The 19,206-nt window shown below is 72.2% G+C and carries 16 protein-coding genes; 12 read left to right on the top strand and 4 right to left on the bottom strand.

Translation table 11 applies throughout. The features are described 5' to 3' along the window. Positions 1-278: 278 nt before the first annotated feature. The gene (locus tag ACFYOB_RS12325) at positions 279-941 is read left to right on the top strand and encodes a response regulator (RefSeq protein WP_388558347.1); all 663 of its coding nucleotides are present in this window, start codon (positions 279-281) and stop codon (positions 939-941) included. 223 nt (positions 942-1,164) lie between these two features. Here the strand turns inward: ACFYOB_RS12325 and ACFYOB_RS12320 are convergent, their stop codons facing one another. Next, positions 1,165-2,745, bottom strand: coding sequence for a protein kinase (locus tag ACFYOB_RS12320; RefSeq protein ID WP_388558344.1), 1,581 nt, complete (start codon positions 2,743-2,745; stop codon positions 1,165-1,167). A gap of 227 nt (positions 2,746-2,972) precedes the next feature. On the opposite strand from ACFYOB_RS12320, the gene ACFYOB_RS12315 reads away from it, so the two are divergent. The 10 genes from ACFYOB_RS12315 (at position 2,973) to ACFYOB_RS12270 (ending at position 14,784) form a co-directional block, all read left to right on the top strand. Next, positions 2,973-4,631: a protein kinase gene (locus tag ACFYOB_RS12315; protein WP_388558342.1), complete on the top strand. Its 1,659-nt coding sequence runs from the start codon at positions 2,973-2,975 to the stop codon at positions 4,629-4,631. A gap of 138 nt (positions 4,632-4,769) precedes the next feature. Then, positions 4,770-5,324 (top strand): hypothetical protein, encoded by a 555-nt coding sequence (locus tag ACFYOB_RS12310; RefSeq protein ID WP_388558339.1) that lies wholly within the window; start codon positions 4,770-4,772, stop codon positions 5,322-5,324. 85 nt (positions 5,325-5,409) lie between these two features. Further along, positions 5,410-6,087, top strand: coding sequence for a PadR family transcriptional regulator (locus ACFYOB_RS12305; protein ID WP_388558336.1), 678 nt, complete (start codon positions 5,410-5,412; stop codon positions 6,085-6,087). A 25-nt stretch (positions 6,088-6,112) separates the two neighbouring features. After that, the gene (locus ACFYOB_RS12300; RefSeq protein ID WP_388558333.1) at positions 6,113-6,859 is read left to right on the top strand and encodes an ABC transporter ATP-binding protein; all 747 of its coding nucleotides are present in this window, start codon (positions 6,113-6,115) and stop codon (positions 6,857-6,859) included. Next, a complete protein-coding gene (locus ACFYOB_RS12295) occupies positions 6,856-9,705 on the top strand; it encodes an FtsX-like permease family protein (RefSeq protein ID WP_388558330.1) in 2,850 nt (949 codons plus the stop codon). Before ACFYOB_RS12300 ends, ACFYOB_RS12295 begins: the two co-directional genes overlap by 4 nt. A 95-nt stretch (positions 9,706-9,800) precedes the next feature. Continuing rightward, positions 9,801-10,340, top strand: a complete 540-nt coding sequence (locus ACFYOB_RS12290) for a bacterial proteasome activator family protein (RefSeq protein WP_388558327.1) — start codon at positions 9,801-9,803, stop codon at positions 10,338-10,340. A gap of 154 nt (positions 10,341-10,494) precedes the next feature. Then, a complete protein-coding gene (locus ACFYOB_RS12285) occupies positions 10,495-11,364 on the top strand; it encodes an NTP transferase domain-containing protein (RefSeq protein WP_388558324.1) in 870 nt (289 codons plus the stop codon). Beyond that, positions 11,361-12,662 (top strand): molybdopterin molybdotransferase MoeA, encoded by a 1,302-nt coding sequence (locus ACFYOB_RS12280; protein WP_388558321.1) that lies wholly within the window; start codon positions 11,361-11,363, stop codon positions 12,660-12,662. Before ACFYOB_RS12285 ends, ACFYOB_RS12280 begins: the two co-directional genes overlap by 4 nt. Beyond that, positions 12,650-13,750: a potassium channel family protein gene (locus ACFYOB_RS12275; RefSeq protein ID WP_388558318.1), complete on the top strand. Its 1,101-nt coding sequence runs from the start codon at positions 12,650-12,652 to the stop codon at positions 13,748-13,750. The genes ACFYOB_RS12280 and ACFYOB_RS12275 overlap by 13 nt, the downstream gene beginning before the upstream one ends. A 26-nt stretch (positions 13,751-13,776) precedes the next feature. Next, entirely contained in the window at positions 13,777-14,784 is a 1,008-nt protein-coding gene (locus tag ACFYOB_RS12270) for an NAD(P)H-quinone oxidoreductase (protein WP_388558315.1), read from the top strand. 97 nt (positions 14,785-14,881) lie between these two features. On the opposite strand, the gene ACFYOB_RS12265 is transcribed toward ACFYOB_RS12270, so the two are convergent. From ACFYOB_RS12265 to pdhA, 3 genes are read right to left on the bottom strand one after another with little or no spacing between them, the layout of a single operon-like run. Beyond that, positions 14,882-16,210 (bottom strand): dihydrolipoamide acetyltransferase family protein, encoded by a 1,329-nt coding sequence (locus tag ACFYOB_RS12265; protein ID WP_388558312.1) that lies wholly within the window; start codon positions 16,208-16,210, stop codon positions 14,882-14,884. Further along, complete coding sequence (locus ACFYOB_RS12260) at positions 16,210-17,229, bottom strand: alpha-ketoacid dehydrogenase subunit beta (RefSeq protein ID WP_388558309.1); 1,020 nt, start codon at positions 17,227-17,229, stop codon at positions 16,210-16,212. Before ACFYOB_RS12260 ends, ACFYOB_RS12265 begins: the two co-directional genes overlap by 1 nt. Next, the gene (gene pdhA / locus ACFYOB_RS12255) at positions 17,226-18,362 is read right to left on the bottom strand and encodes a pyruvate dehydrogenase (acetyl-transferring) E1 component subunit alpha (protein ID WP_388558306.1); all 1,137 of its coding nucleotides are present in this window, start codon (positions 18,360-18,362) and stop codon (positions 17,226-17,228) included. Before pdhA ends, ACFYOB_RS12260 begins: the two co-directional genes overlap by 4 nt. Positions 18,363-18,564: 202 nt before the next feature. Here pdhA and ACFYOB_RS12250 point away from each other — a divergent pair, with 202 nt between their 5' ends. Continuing rightward, positions 18,565-19,131, top strand: coding sequence for an Lrp/AsnC family transcriptional regulator (locus ACFYOB_RS12250; protein ID WP_388558304.1), 567 nt, complete (start codon positions 18,565-18,567; stop codon positions 19,129-19,131). Positions 19,132-19,206 lie beyond the last annotated feature (75 nt).

Below are 19,206 nucleotides of genomic sequence, written 5' to 3'. Positions count from 1 at the left end.
GGCTCACCTGTATCCGTAACGAGCGCACGGGGTGGGTGCGCTACGCGTTCGGGATTCAGGCGTGACAGGTGCCCCGGCGAGTGCCCTGCGCAATGCACGTTACCCAGTGCGCCGCATAACTGCGAAACCCCGTTTGACCTGCGTTTTTGCTTGGATTTCCAAGTAAATCCGCGGTCGCGGGAACAACCACTGGTCACAGCCTTGCAGGGGCCGGGAACAACGGCACGTTATCCCGGGTAACTCCGGCAGGGAAGGGGTGAGTGTGTGAAACTGACTTCGTGCGCGAAGACGGAAAAATCAAGGTATTCCTCCTGGACGACCACGAAGTGGTACGTCGGGGCGTCCACGAGCTCTTGTCGGTCGAACAGGACATCGAGATCGTGGGCGAAGCCGGTACCGCCGCCGACGCCATGGTCCGCATCCCCGCCACCCGGCCCGACGTGGCCGTCCTCGACGTGCGCCTGCCCGACGGCAGCGGTGTGGAGGTGTGCCGCGAGGTCCGCTCCCAGGACGAGGACGTCAAATGCCTGATGCTGACCTCGTTCGCCGACGACGAGGCACTCTTCGACGCGATCATGGCGGGCGCCTCCGGCTACGTGCTCAAGGCGATCCGCGGGAACGAGCTGCTCAGCGCCGTACGTGACGTCGCGGCCGGAAAATCGCTGCTCGACCCGGTGGCCACCGCGCGGGTGCTGGAGCGGCTGCGCGACGGCAAGAACGGCAAGGGCGACGACCGCCTGTCCAACCTCACCGATCAGGAGCGGAAGATCCTCGACCTGATCGGCGAGGGTCTGACCAACCGTGCCATCGGCGAACGGCTGCACCTGGCCGAGAAGACGATCAAGAACTACGTCTCCAGCCTGCTCTCCAAGCTGGGCATGGAGCGCCGCTCGCAGGCCGCCGCGTACGTGGCCCGCCTGCAGGCGGAGAAGGCCCGCTAGGCGGCTGCGCCGGGTGCCGAACGGGCGGGTCGGCTCGAGAATGCACGCCGGTTTCGACCACCGCCGAACTGGAACTATTCGGTCCCGGTCCGCATTTCGTGGACGGAGCGGTCTTCGGCCCCGTCCACATGCGGATCGGACTTCGGATCGAACCTCAGTTCGTCACCGTGCACTCTCTTCCCGGCAATCCCGGCCGTGAATAGCGGCACGCACTCTGACCAGGTCATTCCTCGGAAGTGACGCCGCCCGTCTCCACGGGCTTCGACGGCGAGTTCGTGACCGACTTCGACACCGTCGGCGTCGGGGAAGTCGTGGCCGACTTCGACGCCGAGGCCGAAGCCGAGGGCGAGGTCGAAGCCGTCGGCGTGGGCGACGTACTGAAGGTCTGGGACCGGGTACGGGTCGACGTGGGCGCGGTGCTCCACGCCGGGGTGTCGTCGGGGCTCGCCTGGGACGACGTGGTCGGCGGGGTACCGGAGACGCTCGGCTGACCGCCGGTGGAGGTCTGGACGTTGCCCGACGGGCTCTTCTGGTCGGCCTTGCCGCCCATGGACTTGACCGCGTAGCCCACACCGCCGGCGACCGCGATGATCGCGAGCACCGCGAACAGCCACATCTTCCAGCGGCCGGCGCCGCGGTCCTCGTATCCGTCGTAGCCGCCGTGGCCGTGGCCGCCCTGACCGTTGCCGCCGCCGGGGAAGGCCGAGCCGTCGTCGGGGTTCAGCGGCGGCACCATCGCCTGCTGGAACTGCGAGGTCGAGGCGTTCGAGGAGTACTTCTGCTGGCCGCCGGCGCCGCTCACGGGCATGGCCGTGGTGGCCGCCGCCCCGCCCCGCCCGTGCGGGAGGGCCATGGTGACCGGACCGGTGTTCCAGGTACCGGTGCCCGTCCCCTGGTCGTGCAGCATCTGGAGCGCGTACTGGACCAGCCCGCGCATCTCCTCGGCGCTCTGGAACCGGTCGTCCGGGTCCTTGGCCAGCGATCGCATGACCAGGCCGTCGAGTTCCTGCGGAAGGTGCTGACCCTCCGGCAGTTGTGAGGGCGGCACCGGTGGGTCCTGGACGTGCTGGTAGACCACCGAGAGCGGGGTCTCACCGGTGAACGGTGGCCGCAGCGCGAGCAGTTCGTACAGCAGGCAGCCGGTCGCGTACAGGTCGGAGCGGTGGTCCACGGCCTTGCCGAGGGCCTGTTCGGGCGACAGGTACTGCGGAGTGCCCATGACCATGCCGGTCTGGGTCATCGTCGACTGCGCGCCGTGCAGGGCGCGGGCGATGCCGAAGTCCATCACCTTGACCGCGCCGGTCTCGGTGATGATGACGTTCGCCGGCTTGATGTCACGGTGCACGATGCCGTGCTGGTGCGAGTACGCGAGCGCTTCGAGCACACCCGAGGTGATGATGAGCGCCTGCTCGGGGCCCGGGGCCTCGGCGCTCATCAGCAGGTCGCGGATGGTGCGGCCCTCGACCAGCTCCATCACGATGTACGGGACGGTGTTCGGACCGACCCGGTCCTCGCCCGAGTCGTACACGGCGACGACGGCATGGTGGTTGAGCCCGGCCACGGACTGCGCCTCGCGCGTGAACCGGGCCTTGGACACCGGGTCCTCGGCCAGGTCGGCGCGCAACAGCTTCACCGCGACGGTGCGGCCGAGGCGCACGTCCTCGGCGGCGAACACCTCGGCCATGCCGCCACGGCCAAGCCTGTGGGTCAGCCGGTAACGGCCGTCCCCCACCAGGCCGCCGGCGCCCCAGTGCTCAGGACCATCGGCCATCCCGGCGCCGTTTCCCTCGGGTTCGGGTGCCATCAGTCCTCGCCGTCGTCTCTCTCGGCCGCCGCTCAGCGGTGTCCTCTTCTTTGATGCTCCGATGAACGCTACAGCCTCGGAACCGGTCGCCGTTCGGACAAGGCTCCGTGTACGCGTGTGGTCACGGAACGGGTACCTGGCTTGACGTGTGCTTGCCCTCCGGCAGACTGGGCGCGACATGCGCTCAGCCAGACGCGTAGGGACCATCCCGAGGGGAAGCAACAGTCATGAGCCAGGACGGCACTCAGGGCCAGTACGCGGGCGGCTCTCTTGCCGGTGGCCGTTACCAGCTAAGGGACTTGCTGGGTGCGGGCGGCATGGCCTCCGTGTACCTGGCCTACGACTCGGCGCTCGACCGGCAGGTCGCCATCAAGACCCTGCACAGCGACCTCGGCCGCGAGCAGTCCTTCCGGGAGCGGTTCCGCCGCGAGGCCCAGGCTGTAGCCAAACTGTCGCACACGAACATCGTCTCGGTATTCGATACCGGTGAAGGCGAAGTGACGTTCGGCACCGGCGCGGGCGACGGCGCCGTGATGCCGTACATCGTCATGGAGTACGTGGAGGGCCAGCCGCTCGGCTCGGTGCTCGACGCGGACATCCGGCAGTACGGGGCCATGCCGGCGGAGAAGGCGCTGAAGGTGACGGCCGATGTGCTGGCCGCGCTGGAGACCAGCCACGAGATGGGCCTGGTCCACCGCGACATCAAGCCCGGCAACGTCATGGTGAACAAGCGCGGCGTGGTCAAGGTGATGGACTTCGGCATCGCCCGCGCCATGCAGTCCGGCGTCACCTCGATGACGCAGACCGGCATGGTCGTCGGCACCCCGCAGTACCTGTCGCCCGAGCAGGCGCTGGGGCGCGGGGTCGACGCCCGGTCCGACCTGTACTCGGTCGGCATCATGCTGTTCCAGCTGCTGACCGGGCGGATCCCGTTCGACGCCGACTCGCCGCTGGCCATCGCGTACGCGCACGTGCAGGAGGAGCCGGTCGCGCCGTCCTCCATCAACCGCTCGGTGACCCCGGCGATGGACGCGCTGGTGGCGCGGGCCCTGAAGAAGAACCCGAACGAGCGCTTCCCCACGGCCGCGGCCATGGGCGACGAGGTCGCGCGCGTGCTGGGCTCCGGGCAGACCGGGGCCCCGGTCATCGTCCAGGGCGCCCCCACGGGCGGCAGCGGCGCGGGCGTGGCCTCGGCCGTTTTCCCGCCGGTGGACTCCGGGTTCCAGGCGGCGCCGTCCGTGCAGCAGCCGTACCAGCCGCAGCCGCACACCCAGGCGCCGTCCCCGTACGCGCCGACGCCCGCCCCGCAGACGCAGGGAGGCTACGCCTACCCGCACACTCCCCCGCCGCACCAGCAGTACGCGCCGCCGACCCCGCCGCCGTACACGATCTCGCCGGCGACCGCGGCGGGCACGGCCGCCGCCGGGGCCGGGGGCGACAAGCGGAACATGCCGGTGATCGTGGGCGCGATCGCGGTGGCCCTGCTGGCCGTCGGCGGCCTGATCGCCGCGATCTCGATGAACGGCGACGACGACAAGAAGGACAAGGCGACGACCGCGGGGAGCTCGGCTGCGCCGTCCGGCTCGGCCAAGGCCGGGTTCAAGGGGCCGGACCCCTCGCGCACGATCGACCCGAAGAAGTGCAAGGAGCCGACGAAGCACTACAAGGACGCGGGGAAGTACCAGGCGCCGGACCTGCGCTACAAGAACCTGCTCTCCGTGAAGGAGTGCATCCAGGCCTCGGGCGGCAAGTACACGATCGTCGAGAAGGACGAGGCGGTGTACGGCAAGGACATGGTGCTCGAGCAGAACCCGCGCCCGGACGACCCGATCAACAAGGAGGGCACGGAGTACACGCTGACCGTGTCCACCGGCAATCCGGAGTAGCGGCTCAGGCACCTCGGCCCGGTCAGGGCGCGACACACCGGCATCCCGGGACCCGATAAGGGGCCCGGGATGCCGGTTTTGCCCCATTATGTAAATCTGGGCGGGACAGCTCGGTCTCTCGGGACGGGAGGGGCACCCGTGATCCAAGGCTTCCGCCCGCCGCGCCGGCTGGCCCGGGCCGTTCTGACCGCCGCCGCGTTCGCGGTGGCCGGCCCGGTGTACGCCGTTCCCGCGCTGGCCGTTCCCGTACTCGCCGTTCCGGTACTCGCCGTTCCCGCGCTCGCCACTGCCGCGCTCGCCCTCCCCGCGCCCGCCGCTCCCGCGCCCGCACTGGACGACGTACCGGAGGACGTGCGCGAGGGGCTCGCCGGCAGCGCCGCCGGGTCCGGGCGGGAGCGGCCGGGCAGGCCCGCCACCGAGCCCGCGAACCCGGAGATGCTGGTCGCCTCCCGCCCACTGCTGCCGGTCCGGCCGCCGCACCTCGAACCCCCCGCGCACCCCGCGCACCCCGCGCACCCCGACGCGCCGCAGGTCGCGCCCACCCCGCCCGAGGCCGTCGTCCGGGCCATCGGCACCGAGCCGAACGACCGGGCCGCCGACCTGGCCGCCCACATACTGCCGCTGGGCACCGGATTCGCCCTGATGGGACTGGGTCTGGGCTACCTCGGCGTACGGCTGCGGCGCGGGCACTAGCCCGCCGCCGGCCGGCGCGTCCCCCTTCAGACGTACGACCGGAGTTGGTTGCACAGAGTGAACATACTCGGTATACATACCGAGTATGTCGATCCGCCACGGCCTTCTGGCCCTGCTCGAACGGGGTCCTCGGTACGGCTCCCAGCTGCGCACCGAGTTCGAATCACGCACCGGCTCCACCTGGCCGCTCAACGTCGGGCAGGTGTACACCACCCTCGCCCGCCTGGAACGCGACGGCCTGGTCGCCCCCGGCGGCGAGGACGCCGCCGGGCACACCCTGTACGCCATCACCGACAGCGGCCGCACCGAACTGCGCGAGTGGTACGAGCGCCCCGTCGACCGCGCCAACCCGCCCCGCGACGAGCTGTCCATCAAGCTCGCCATGGCCGTGGGCGCCCCCGGCGTGGACATCCGCGCCGTCATCCAGTCCCAGCGGCACGCCACGATCAAGGCGATGCAGGACTACACCCGGCTCAAGGCCACGGCGCTCGCCGCGGTCGAGAGCGGACAGTCCCGCGAACGCGACGACGTGGCCTGGCTGCTGGTCCTCGAACAGCTCATCTTCCAGACCGAGGCCGAGGCCCGCTGGCTCGACCACTGCGAATCCCGGCTCGTCCGGCTCTCCCTGACGGCCGACGGGAAAGCCGCCGCGACCGCACCGCCGCGGGCCGCCGACACCGGTACCGAGGCCGACGAGCCCGTCCCGGCCGCTGCCCCGACCACCACCGCCCGACCCCGCAGCGCCCGCACGCGGCGCGGCTGAACCGCCTTTCAGGGGGGAACCCTTCATGCCTGACCAGCGCCAAGCCCAGCAACCCGTACTCCAGTTGGACAAGCTCGTCCGCACCCACGGCAGCGGGGCCACCGAGGTCCACGCCCTGCGCGGCATCGACCTCTCCGTGTTCCCCGGCGAACTCGTCGCCGTCATGGGCCCCTCCGGCTCCGGCAAGTCCACGCTGCTCACCCTCGCCGGCGGACTCGACACCCCCACCAGCGGCCGGGTCTTCGTCGAGGGCACCGACATCACCACGGCGGGCCGCAAGGAACTGGCCGCGCTGCGCCGGCGCAGCATCGGGTACGTCTTCCAGGACTACAACCTGATCCCGGCCCTCACCGCCGCCGAGAACGTGGCCCTGCCCCTGGAACTCGACGGCACCTCCGCCCGCAAGGCCCGTGTCGCCGCGCTCGCCGCACTGGAGGAGATGGGCCTCGGCCGGCTCGCCGACCGCTTCCCCGACGAGGTGTCCGGCGGCCAGCAGCAGCGCGTGGCCATCGCCCGCGCCCTGGTCGGCGACCGCCGCCTGGTCCTCGCCGATGAGCCCACCGGCGCCCTCGACTCCGAGACCGGCGAATCCGTCCTCGCCCTGCTGCGTTCCCGCTGCGACGCAGGCGCGGCCGGGGTCCTCGTCACGCACGAGCCGCGGTTCGCCGCCTGGGCGGACCGCGTGGTCTTCCTGCGCGACGGCACCGTGGTCGACGAGACGCTGCGCAGCCAGGCCGACTCCCTCCTCTCGGGGCAGGCGGCCGGCCAGTGATCTCCTGGTACCACTCCTGGGTCGCGGCCATCCGCATAGCCCGCCGCGACGCCTGGCGCTCCAAGGGCCGCAGCATCCTCGTCCTCGCGATGATCGCCCTGCCGATCGTCGGAGTCAGCGCCGCGGACCTGACGATGCGCAGCGCCGAACTCTCCGTCGAGCAGGACCTCCAGCGCCGCCTCGGCGCCGCCGACGCCGAGCTCAGGCTGTCCCGCATGAACGTGCCGATCTACCAGAGCCCGGACGGCAACCGCTTCTCTCCGGTCGGCGGCTACGACTCGTACGAGCCGCCCCAGGACGAGAACCCGGAGCTGCTGCCGCAGTCGCTCCCGGCGGGCGCCCAGGCCGTCAAGGACAGCACCGGGCACGCCAAGTTGCGCACCACGCACGGGCTCCTCGACACCGACCTGCGTGAGATCGACACGCACAGCCCGCTGGTGAAGGGCCGGTTCACCCTCGACCGGGGCCGACTGCCAGGGGGGGCGGGCGAGGTCATCGCGACCACCGCCTTCCTGAAGGAGTCCGGCTACTTCGTCGGCTCCAGCGTCAACCCGCGCGGCACGGACCACGAGTACAAGATCGTGGGCGCTTACGAACTGCCCAGCGCCCTCAAGGAAGTGCAGCTCATCGCGCAGCCGGGGACCCTGCTCACCCCGCTCGACAAGGCCCTGCAGGCCGCCGGGGTGCCCGGGGTGCACGCCGAGGACAAGTACCTCGTGAAGGTCGGCGGCGCCGATGGTTTCACGTGGAACATGGTCAAGGAGGCCAACGGCAAGGGCGTGATCGCCATCTCGCGTGCCGTCACCCTCCACGCTCCCGCCGACTCCGACGTGCCGTTGTACGCACAGGAGCCCAAGGACCGGTTCACCGACGACTCGGGCCACGCCGTCGAAGTGGCCGTCCTGGCCACCGTCGTCGGTCTCGCCATGCTGGAGATCTGCCTGCTCGCCGGTCCCGCCTTCGCGGTCGGCGCCCGGCGCTCGCGCCGCCAGCTCGGCCTCGTCGGCGCCAACGGCGGCGACCGGCGGCACATCCGGGCGATCGTGCTCTCCGGCGGCCTGGTCATCGGCGCCGCCGCCGCGGTCGTCGGCACCGTCATCGGCATCGCCCTCACCCTCGGGCTGCGGCCACTGCTGGAGGAGTACCTCGGGCTGCGCTGGGGCGGGTTCGAGCTCCGCCCGCTGGAGCTGGCCGCCATCGCCCTGCTCGCCGTAGTGACCGGCCTGCTGGCCGCCATCGCCCCCGCGATCACCGCCTCGCGGCAGACCGTACTGGCCTCGCTCACCGGGCGCCGCGGCATCCGCCGGGCCAACCGGGTGCTGCCGGTCATCGGCCTGATCGCCGTCGCGGGCGGCGCCGCCATCGCCCTGTACGGCACGGTGTCCGAGACGGGCTCCCTGGTCGTCGCGGGCGGCAGCGCCGTCGCCGAACTCGGCGTGGTCGCCCTCACGCCGGTGCTGGTCGGCCTCTTCGGGCGGATCGGGCGCTGGCTGCCGCTGTCGCCGCGGCTCGCGCTGCGCGACGCCGTGCGCAACCGGGGGCGCACGGCGCCCGCCGTGGCCGCGGTCCTGGCCGCCGTGGCCGGCACCGTCGCGGTGGCGACGTACCAGCACAGCCAGGAGGTCCAGGCCCGGCACGAGTACGTCGCCGACCTGCCGCACCACACCGGGGTGGTCTCGATGGCCGACAACAGCGCCTACAAGGACGTGGCGGCCGTGCGCGAGGCCCTGTCCAAGGAGTTCTCGCCGTCCGTACGGGCCGACGTGGACCGCCTGGTCGTCGGCAGGCCGGGCTGCGACTCGTACTCGAACGACACCGGCTGCGGGCGCGCCGAGATCGTCGTGCCCAAGGAGCAGCGCTGCCCGATGTCCGAGTCCCCGCACGGACCCGCGGACTTCACCCCCGAGCAGGTCAAGGAGTTGCGCAAGGACTGGCGCTGCGCGATGCCCCGGCACCGGAACTTCGTGGAGAACGACGCGGTCATCGCCGACGAGAAACTGCTGACCGCGCTGGCCGTGACCGACCCGGGCGCCGTGGCCGCGCTGAAGTCGGGCAAGCCCGTCTCCTTCGACAAGCAGAACGTGAAGGACGGCAAGGTCACCATCCGGCTCATCACCGACCCGGACGCGGCCGACAGCGCGCGCAGCAAGCGCGAAGACCCGCCGGGCGAGGACAAGGTCCTGGCGGTCTACCAGGTGCCGGAGGACGTCAACGGCTGGGGCTTCAAGCTCGTGCTGCCCGCCGCGACGGCCAAGGCCGCCGGGATGACGACGGCCCCGTACGGCTCGTACTTCGCGCTCGACGCCGCGCCGAGCAGCGAGCAGCGCCAGCGGCTGGACGGCACTTTCGACACGATGGGCGTGGACGCCCAGGTCAAGATCGAGCAGGGCTATCAGGGAGACAACAGCATCGAGATGCTCGCCCTGGCCATCTTCGCGGGTCTGGTCACCATCGGCGCGGCGGGCATCGCCACCGGGCTCGCCCAGGCCGACGCCGAAGCCGACCTGAAGACGCTGGCCGCGGTCGGCGCGCCCCCGCGGGTACGGCGCACGCTGAGCGGCTTCCAGTGCGGGGTGATCGCCCTGATGGGCGTCGTCCTGGGCTCGGCGGCCGGCATCCTGCCGGCAGTCGGACTCCGGCTCGCCCAGGCCCGCGAGATGCAGCGGTTCCTGGAGCGGGCCGTCACGATGGGGTACGAGTCCTCGGACACCGAGATCTACGTGCCGATCGTGGTGCCCTGGGAGACCCTCGGCGGACTGCTGATCATCGTCCCGCTGGGCGCGGCGCTGCTGGCCGCCCTGGTCACCCGGTCCAGCGGTGCGCTCGCCCGGCGGGCCGCCGGGTAGTGAGCACGCAGTGACGAGTTGCCTCCGTACAGGGTGGATCACGCTCGTACGGGGGCACACCGTCTGCTAACGAAGGTGTGCGAGAGAATGACGGCATGGAGATGCCGAGGAGTGAACGGTCGCAGGACAGTCCCCCGCACGTCCTGATCGTGGGACAGGACGGGATGACGGTCGGCGGCGCCGATGACGAGTCGCGCGAGGTCCCGGTGACGGAGATGGTCGAACAGCCCGCCAAGGTCATGCGGATCGGCAGCATGATCAAGCAACTCCTGGAAGAGGTACGCGCCGCGCCTCTCGACGAGGCGAGCCGAGTCCGGCTCAAGGACATCCATGCCGCCTCGGTGAAGGAACTGGAGGACGGCCTGGCCCCCGAGCTCGTGGAGGAACTGGAGCGCCTGTCCCTCCCGTTCACCAACGAGGCCATTCCTTCCGAGGCAGAACTGCGCATCGCCCAGGCGCAGTTGGTGGGCTGGCTGGAAGGCCTGTTCCACGGCATCCAGACGGCCCTGTTCGCGCAGCAGATGGCGGCGCGGGCCCAACTGGAGCAGATGCGCCGGGCCCTGCCGGCCGGCGCCCCCCACGACGACGAAGACGACGGCGGCCACGGAGCGATCCGCTCGGGCCCGTACCTCTAGCCACCCGACGGCGAGCAGCACCACGGCGGGTCCGCATCGCACTCACGGCGATCCGGACCCGCCTCCGTCTTTTCGGCCACCCGGATCCCTCGGCACCGCCGGGAGGTCCGCCGGGGAGGTCCGCCGGGGAGGGGTCCGCCGCATACTCTGGGGCATGAATTACGACGCGATCGTCCTGGCCGGCGGAGCCGCGCAGCGCCTCGGCGGGGCGGACAAACCCGCGCTGAGCGTCGGCGGCCGGCCCCTCCTGGACCGCGTCCTGGACGCCTGCCCGGACGCCCGGAGCACCGTCGTGGTCGGCAGCCGCCGGGCCACCGCCCGCCCGGTGCGCTGGACCCGCGAGGATCCGCCCGGTGGCGGTCCCGTCGCCGCGCTGGACGCCGGTCTGCGGCAGACCGCCGCCGAGCTGGTCCTCGTACTCTCCGCGGACCTGCCGTTCCTGGACCGGGAGACCGTACGGTCCCTGCTGACCGCGCCCGGCGGGCGCGAGGGGGCGCTGCTGCGCGATCCGACCGGCCGGGACCAGCCGCTCATCGCCGTCTACCGGGCCGAACCGCTCCGCCGCGAGCTGGCCCTCCTCGCCACCGAGCACGGCGGACTCGCCGGGCTCCCGCTGCGCGCGGTCACCGCCGAACTGGACCTCGCCCGCGTCGCGGCGCGGCCACTCGCCTCCTTCGACTGCGACACCTGGGAAGATCTTGCCGCCGCCCGCGCCCGGATCAGGGAGCATGGAACCGTGCTGGACCAATGGATCACCGCCGTCAAGAACGAGCTGGGCCTCGACCTCCCCGTCGACACCAAGGCCCTGCTCGACCTCGCCCGCGATGCCGCACACGGCGTCGCCCGGCCCGCCGCACCGCTGACCACCTTCCTGGTCGGCTACGCGGCGGCGCGGGCCGAGGCCGCCGGAACCGACCCCGCCCAGGCCGTCGCCGAAGCCTCCCGCAAGGCGGCCGATCTGGCGCTGCGCTGGGCCGCCGAGGCGGAGGCCGACGCCACATCTCAAGAGAACGGCTCCGGATGACCCCCACCGACGGCGAACACGCGCTGGACCAGGCCCTGGCCCTGGTCAGACGCGCCCCCGAGGCGGGCGGCGCCGGCGGCCACCGCGCCAGCGTCTGGGCGCGGGCCCGGGACATCGCCGTCCACGCCGGGAGCGGTGTGCGGGCCCGCACCCACCAGGTCCCCCTCGCGGACGCCCTCGGCGAGGTACTGGCCGAGCCCCTGGATGCCCTGACCGACCTGCCCTCCTTCGACACCTCCGCCATGGACGGCTGGGCCGTCGCCGGTCCCGGCCCGTGGACCATCCGCGCCGGCGCCGACGTACTGGCAGGCTCCGGGCGGCCCGAGCCCCTCGCGGACGGCGAGGCCGTACAGATCGCCACCGGCGCCCGGATCCCCGCCGACACCACCGCCGTCATCCGCAGCGAGCACTGCCGCGAGAGCGGCACGCAGCTCTTCGCCGGCCGGCCCGTCCACACCGGCCAGGACATCCGCCCGCGCGGCCAGGAGTGCCGCTCCGGCGACCTGCTGCTGCCCGCCGGGTCCCTGGTCACCCCGGCCGTGCTGGGCCTCGCAGCGGCGGCCGGGTACGACGAACTGACCACCTGGCCCCGCCCCCGCGTGGAGATCCTGGTGCTCGGCGACGAGCTCCTCACCGAAGGCCGCCCCCACGACGGCCTCATCCGCGACGCGCTGAGCCCCATGCTCGGCCCCTGGCTCACCCGCCTCGGCGCCGAGGTCATCGGCACGCGGCGGCTCGGCGACGACCCCGCGGGGGCCGAAGCCCTCCACGAGGCCGTCACCACCTCCGCCGCCGACGTCGTCGTCACCACCGGTGGCACCGCGTCCGGGCCCGTCGACCACGTCCACCCCGTACTGCGCCGGGCCGGCGCCGAACTCCTGGTCGACGGCGTGGCCGTTCGCCCCGGCCACCCGATGCTGCTGGCCCGCATCGGCGAGGCCCCCGGCCAGAACACGGTCCGGTACCTGGTCGGGCTGCCCGGGAACCCCCTGGCCGCCGTCTCCGGGCTGCTGACCCTCGCCGATCCGTTGCTGCGCGCCCTGGCCGGCCGTCGCCGACGGCCCCGCTGCACGGCCACGGTCGAGGGCGACGTACCGGGCCACCCGAACGACACCCGGCTGGTCCCGGTCCAGCTGAGCGGCGAGCACGCGGCGCCGCTGCGCTACAACGGCCCCGCCATGCTGCGCGGCGTGGCCGCCGCCGATGCGCTGGCCGTCGTACCGCCGCACGGCGCCCGGTCGGGGCAGGAGCTGGAGATCCTGGATCTGCCGTGGGCGTCGGGAGGATGTTTCACGTGAAACTCCACGGTTCCGACGCCATGGCCCGTGGCGCCGACGAGAAACTCGTCTCCCGGCGCATCAACCTGCCCCGGCGCGTCGTCGAGAAGCCGCTCAGGCAGGTCGGCAAGCGCCTGCTGATGGCCTTGTCCGTGCTCTTCCTGACGGTCCTCATCGTGTGGCTGGACCGCGACGGCTACCACGACAACGCCAACGAGCAGGTCGACCTCCTCGACTGCTTCTACTACGCCACCGTGACCCTGTCGACGACCGGCTACGGCGACATCGTCCCGTACAGCGACAGCGCACGACTGATCAACATCCTGGTGATCACGCCGCTGCGCGTGCTGTTCCTGATCATCCTGGTCGGTACCACCCTGGAAGTCCTGACGGAGCGGACGAGGGAAGAGTGGCGGCTGAACCGCTGGAGGAAGAACTTGCGCGAGCACACGGTCGTCGTCGGCTTCGGCACCAAGGGCCGCTCGGCCCTGCAGACGCTGCTGACCACCGGCCTGTCCAAGGAGCAGGTCGTCATCATCGACCCCAGCAGCAAGGTGATCGACATGGCCAACGCGGAGGGCTTCACGGGCGTGATCGGCGACGCCACCCGCTCCGACGTGCTGCTCCGCGCCGAGCTGCACAAGGCCCGGCAGATCATCATCGCCACCCAGCGGGACGACACGGCCGTGCTGGTCACGCTGACGGCGCGGCAGCTCAACCGGGGCGCGAAGATCGTCGCAGCGGTCCGCGAGGAGGAGAACGCGCCGCTGCTGCGGCAGTCCGGCGCCGACGCCGTCATCACGAGCGCGAGCGCGGCGGGCCGACTACTGGGCCTCTCGGTCCTCAGCCCCAGCGCGGGCACCGTGATGGAGGACCTGATCCAGCAGGGCAGCGGCCTCGACCTCGTCGAACGGCCCGTCAACCGGGCCGAAGTGGGCAAGTCGGTGCGGGAGACGGACGACCTGGTGGTGAGCGTGCTGCGCGGGCACCGGCTGCTCCCGTACGACGACCCGCACGCGAGCCCGCTGCAGCTGACGGACCGTCTCATCACCATCGTGCGGGCGGCACCACCGACTTCGCCGCCGGTGATACTGGGTCCTGCGCAGTAGCCGCCGCTTCGCGTAGCCTCCGGGCCATGCATGCGATCACCATCGAGCAGCCCGGCGGCCCCGAGGCCCTCGTCTGGACCGACGTACCCGATCCGGTGGCGGGCGAGGGCCAGGTCCTCGTCGAGGTCGCGGCGAGCGCCGTGAACCGCGCCGACATCCTCCAGCGCCAGGGGTTCTACGACCCCCCGCCCGGTGCCTCCCGGTACCCGGGGCTGGAGTGCTCCGGGCGGATCTCCGCGGTCGGGCCGGGTGTGTCCGGCTGGTCGGTGGGCGACGAGGTGTGCGCCCTCCTGGCCGGCGGCGGGTACGCGCAGAAGGTGGCCGTACCGGTCGGCCAGCTGCTGCCCGTCCCGACGGGCGTGGACCTGGTCACGGCGGCCGCGCTGCCCGAGGTCGTCACGACCGTGTGGTCCAACGTGTTCATGGTGGCCGGGCTGCGACCCGGCGAGACCCTGCTGGTGCACGGCGGATCCAGCGGCATCGGGACGATGGCGGTCCAGCTGGCGAAAGCGGTGGGCGCGACGGTCGCGGTGACGGCCGGAGGGCCGCAGAAGCTCGCGCGGTGCAAGGAGCTGGGCGCCGACATCCTGATCGACTATCGCGAGCAGGACTTCGTGGCCGAGCTGCGGGCGGCGACGGGCGGAGCCGGGGCGGACGTGATCCTGGACATCATGGGCGCGAAGTACCTCTCCCGGAACGTGGACGCCCTCGCCGTGAACGGCCGGCTGGCGATCATCGGGCTCCAGGGCGGCGTGAAGGCCGAACTGAACCTCGCCGCGCTGCTGGCCAAGCGGGCCGCGATCACCGCCACCTCACTGCGGGCCCGCCCGCTGGAGGAGAAGGCGGCCATCGTCGCGGCCGTACGGGAGCACGTGTGGCCCCTGGTGTCGGCGGGGCGGGTGCGGCCGGTGGTGCACGCGACGTTCCCGATGCCGGAGGCCGCCGAGGCGCACCGGGTCATGGAGTCGAGCAGCCACGTGGGCAAGCTGCTGCTCGTCACGCCGGCGGGTACGGCGACGGGTACGGCGGCCTGAGCCCCGGTTCGGGGCCCGGGTCCGGGCCCCGAACCGGGAGAAGGGCGGGGTGGGGCGGCGCCGCGCAGCGGCCCCGCCCCACCCCGCCCCCGCCGGACTACAGGCTGCGCAGCAGAACCGCCGGGGACTCCACGCAGTCGGCGACGTAGCGGAGGAACCCGCCCGCCGTCCCGCCGTCGCAGACCCGGTGGTCGAACGTCAGCGACAGCTGTACGACCTGGCGGACCGCCAGCTCCCCGCCGTGGACCCACGGCTTCGGCATGATCCGCCCCACCCCGAGCATCGCCGCCTCCGGGTGGTTGATGATCGGCGTGGAGCCGTCGACCCCGAACACCCCGTAGTTGTTCAGGGTGAACGTGCCGCCCGTCAGATCGGCCGGAGCCAGCTTCCCCGCCCGCGCCAGCTCCGTCAGCCGGGCGAACTCCGCCGACAGGGACTCCGGATTGCGCGTATGGGCGTCGCGCACCACCGGAACCATCAGACCCCGGTCCGTCTGGGCCGCGAAGCCCAGGTGCACGGCCGGCAGCCGGACGATCTCCTTCGCCTCCAGGTCCACGGTGGAGTTGAGCTCCGGGTACCGGGCCAGCGCGGCCGTGCAGATCCGCGCCAGCAGCGCGAGCACCGAGATCTTGGGCCCGCCCACGGCGTTCATCGCGGCCCGGGCCGCCATCAGTTCGGTGGCGTCCGCGTCGACCCAGCAGGTGGCGTCCGGAATCTCCCGCCGGCTGCGCGACAGCTTCTCGGCGACCGCCCCGCGCACGCCCTTGAGCGGAATCCGTTCACCCGCGGTCGCGGTCACGGCCACGGGTGCCGCGGCCGCGGCCGCCACCACCGGCTCCGGCGCGCGCAGCGCCGCCTCGACGTCCGCCCGCATGATCAGGCCCTCCGGACCCGACCCGCGAAGGGCACGCAGGTCGACCCCGTTGTCCTTGGCCAGCTTGCGCACCAGCGGCGAGATCACCGGCACCGGCCCCGCCGGAACGGCCGGAGCCGCCGCGACGGGAACGGGAGCCGGGGCCGGGGCCGCGGCGGGAGCCGACACCGCGGCGGTGACGGGTCGCACCCGTCGCCGTCGCGCCGGGCGCGAGTGGTCCGTGCCGTAACCGATCAGGGGCCGGGGCACGCTGCCGGAGCCTTCGGCATCGGCCTCCGGGGCCTTCGGAGCTTCCGGCATCGACTCCGCGCCCACGGCCACCGTGATCAGCGGGGCCCCGACCGGAAGCTCCTCCCCCTCTTCCCCGAAACGGGCGGTGACCACGCCGCCGTACGGGCAGGGCACTTCCACCATCGCCTTGGCCGTCTCGACCTCGACGACCGGCTGGTCGATGGCGACGACATCGCCCACCGCCACCAGCCAGCGCACGATCTCGGCCTCGGTCAGGCCCTCACCGAGATCGGGCAGCTTGAACTCCATGACCTGCGGCATCAGTTCTCCCACTGCAGGCGTGCGACGGTGTCCAGGATCCGTTCCACTCCCGGCAGGTGGTGCTTCTCCAGCATCGGCGGCGGGTACGGGATGTCGAAGCCCGTCACCCGCAGCACCGGCGCCTCCAGGTGGTGGAAGCACCGCTCCGTGACCCGGGCGGCGATCTCCGCACCCGGTCCGCCGAAGCCGTTCGCCTCGTGGACGACCACCGCGCGCCCGGTCCGGCGTACGGACTCCACGACCGTGTCCTCGTCGAAGGGGACCAGCGAGCGCAGGTCCACGACCTCCAGGTCCCAGCCCTCCTCGCGCGCCGCCTCGGCCGCCTCCAGGCACACCGGGAGCGAGGGCCCGTACGTGATCAGGGTCGCGCTCGTGCCCGTACGCCGGACCAGCGCCTTCCCGATCCCGGGAACGGCCGTCGGCGCCTCGGGCGACCAGTCGGCCTTCGACCAGTACAGCCGCTTCGGCTCCAGGAAGATCACCGGGTCGTCGCTGGCGATCGACGCGCGCAGCAGTCCGTACGCGTCATCGACCGTCGCCGGGGTCACCACGTGCAGGCCCGGCGTCGCCACGTAGTACGCCTCGGAGGAGTCGCAGTGGTGCTCCACGCCGCCGATACCGCCGCCGTACGGCACGCGGATGGTGATCGGAAGCGGCATCGCGCCCCGCGTACGGTTGCGCATCTTCGCCACGTGCGAGATCAGCTGCTCGAAGGCCGGGTACGCGAACGCGTCGAACTGCATCTCCACGACCGGGCGCAGCCCGTACATGGCCATGCCGACCGCCGCGCCCAGGATGCCCGCCTCCGCGAGGGGGGTGTCCGTACAGCGGTCCTCGCCGAACTCCTTCGCCAGGCCGTCCGTGATCCGGAAGACCCCGCCGAGCGTCCCGACGTCCTCGCCCATGACGTGGACCGTCGGGTCCTCGGCCATCGCGTCTCTCATCGCCCGGGTCAGTGCCTGGGCCATCGTCGCGGGCTTGACCCCCGACTTGGCCGCCTTGGCCGCCACCGTGGTCATGCGTCTCCCTCCGCGTCGAGCTCGGCGCGCAGCATGGCCGCCTGTTCGCGCAGCCTGCCGGTCTGCTCCGCGTAGACGTGCGCGAAGAGGTCCATCGGGTCCAGCACCGGGTCCGCGTTCATCCCCTCGCGGAGCTCCGCGGCCATCGTCTCGGCCGCGTCACGCGCCTCCTGGATGCCCACTTCGTCGAGGATCCCGCGCGCGGTCAGCTCGCGCTCCAGCAGGTCGACCGGGTCGTGCGCCTTCCAGGCCTCGACCTCGGCGTCGCCGCGGTACCGGGTGGCGTCGTCGGCGTTCGTGTGGGCCTCCATCCGGTAGGTGACGGCCTCGATCAGGGTCGGGCCGCCGCCTGCACGGGCCCGCCGGACAGCCTCGGTCAGTACCTCGTGCATCGCCGCGATGTCGTTGCCGTCGACCAGCCGGCCGGGCATCCCGTACCCCACGGCCTTGTGGGCCAGCGTCGGGGCGGCGGTCTGCTTGGCCAGCGGGACGGAGATCGCGAAGCCGTTGTTCTGCACGAGGAAGACCACCGGCGCCTGCCAGACGGCGGCGAAGTTCAGTGCCTCGTGGAAGTCACCCTCGCTGGTGCCGCCGTCGCCGACCATGGCCAGGGCAACGACGTCGTCGCCGCGCAGCCGGGCCGCGTGCGCCAGGCCCACCGCGTGCGGCAGCTGGGTGGCGAGCGGGGTCGAGAGCGGGGCTATCCGGTGCTCGCGCGGGTCGTAGCCGGTGTGCCAGTCGCCTCGCAGCAGCGTCAGCGCCTGTACGGGGTCCAGCCCGCGCGCGACGGCCGCCAGGGTGTCGCGGTAGCTCGGGAAGAGCCAGTCCTGGTCCTCCAGGACCATGGCCGCCGCGATCTCGCAGGCCTCCTGGCCCACGGTGGACGGGTAGACGGCGAGCCGCCCCTGCTTGGTCAGCGCGGTGGCCTGCGCGTTGTACCGGCGGCCGCGCACGAGCTCCGCGTAGCAGCGGCGCATCAGCGCGGGGTCCAGCCGGTCGGCCGCCGGTGTGCCCAGCACCCGGTAGGGCTCCGGGTCCGGCAGCAGCGGCGCGGCGTCCGTACGGGGCCTCCAGGCGGGCGGCGGGGTGGGACGGTGGGACGCACCGGCACCGGGCAGCTCTTGGACCGTCATGGCGGCGTACACCTCCTCGTGGGAAGTCGACTGGGCGCTCCGGGGACACCCCCGGCGGTGGCCGGGGGAATGTGAGGCGCCTCACCTACCGATTGTTCGGTTGTCCGCGCAATTTGGCTACAGGCGGCTCCAGGCTGTGGACAAACTGGCGCCGGGGCCCTGGGATGGATGCAGGACGTCCAGAAGAGGGAGGCATCGGGCAATGCCGGATGAACAAATGGCCGGAGCGGGTTCCGCACCGGTCCCGCCAGGGGGCACCTCTGGAGTCCCATCCGTGCCACCCCGTCCCCTGGACCCGATCGACAGATCCATCATGCGACTGCTCCAGGCGGACGGCCGCGCGTCGATACGCTCGGTGGCGGAACAGGTGCACGTCTCGCGCGCGAACGCCTACGCCCGCATCAACCGGCTCATCGACGACAGGGTGATCCGCGGGTTCACGGCCCGCGTCGACCACGAACGTGCCGGTCAGGGGGCCTCCGCGTACATCACGCTGAAGATCGTCCAGAATTCCTGGCGCACGGTCCGCGAACAGCTGCGCGAGCTCCCGGGCGCCGCGCACATCGCCCTGGTCAGTGGCGACTTCGACGTACTGCTGCTGGTCCACACCCCGGACAACCGCACCCTGCGCGAACTGGTCCTGACCCGGCTCCAGGCCATCCCGGAGGTCCTCTCCACGCGCACCCTGCTGGTCTTCGAGGAAACGGATCTGCTGGACACGGGCCCGGGTCCGGGGCCGACGGGGCCCACGCCGCTCACCGAGGAGTAGCAGCCGGACACGACGGCGCCCCGGGAACGGCCTGCAGCCGTTCCCGGGGCGCTGTGCGTGGCCACTGCCCGCAGG

This window comes from Streptomyces sp. NPDC006463 (genome assembly GCF_042870715.1).
Lineage (GTDB): Bacteria > Actinomycetota > Actinomycetes > Streptomycetales > Streptomycetaceae > Streptomyces.
The sequence above is the reverse complement of the archived record's forward strand: the minus strand, read 5'-3'. Positions and strand labels throughout refer to the sequence as shown.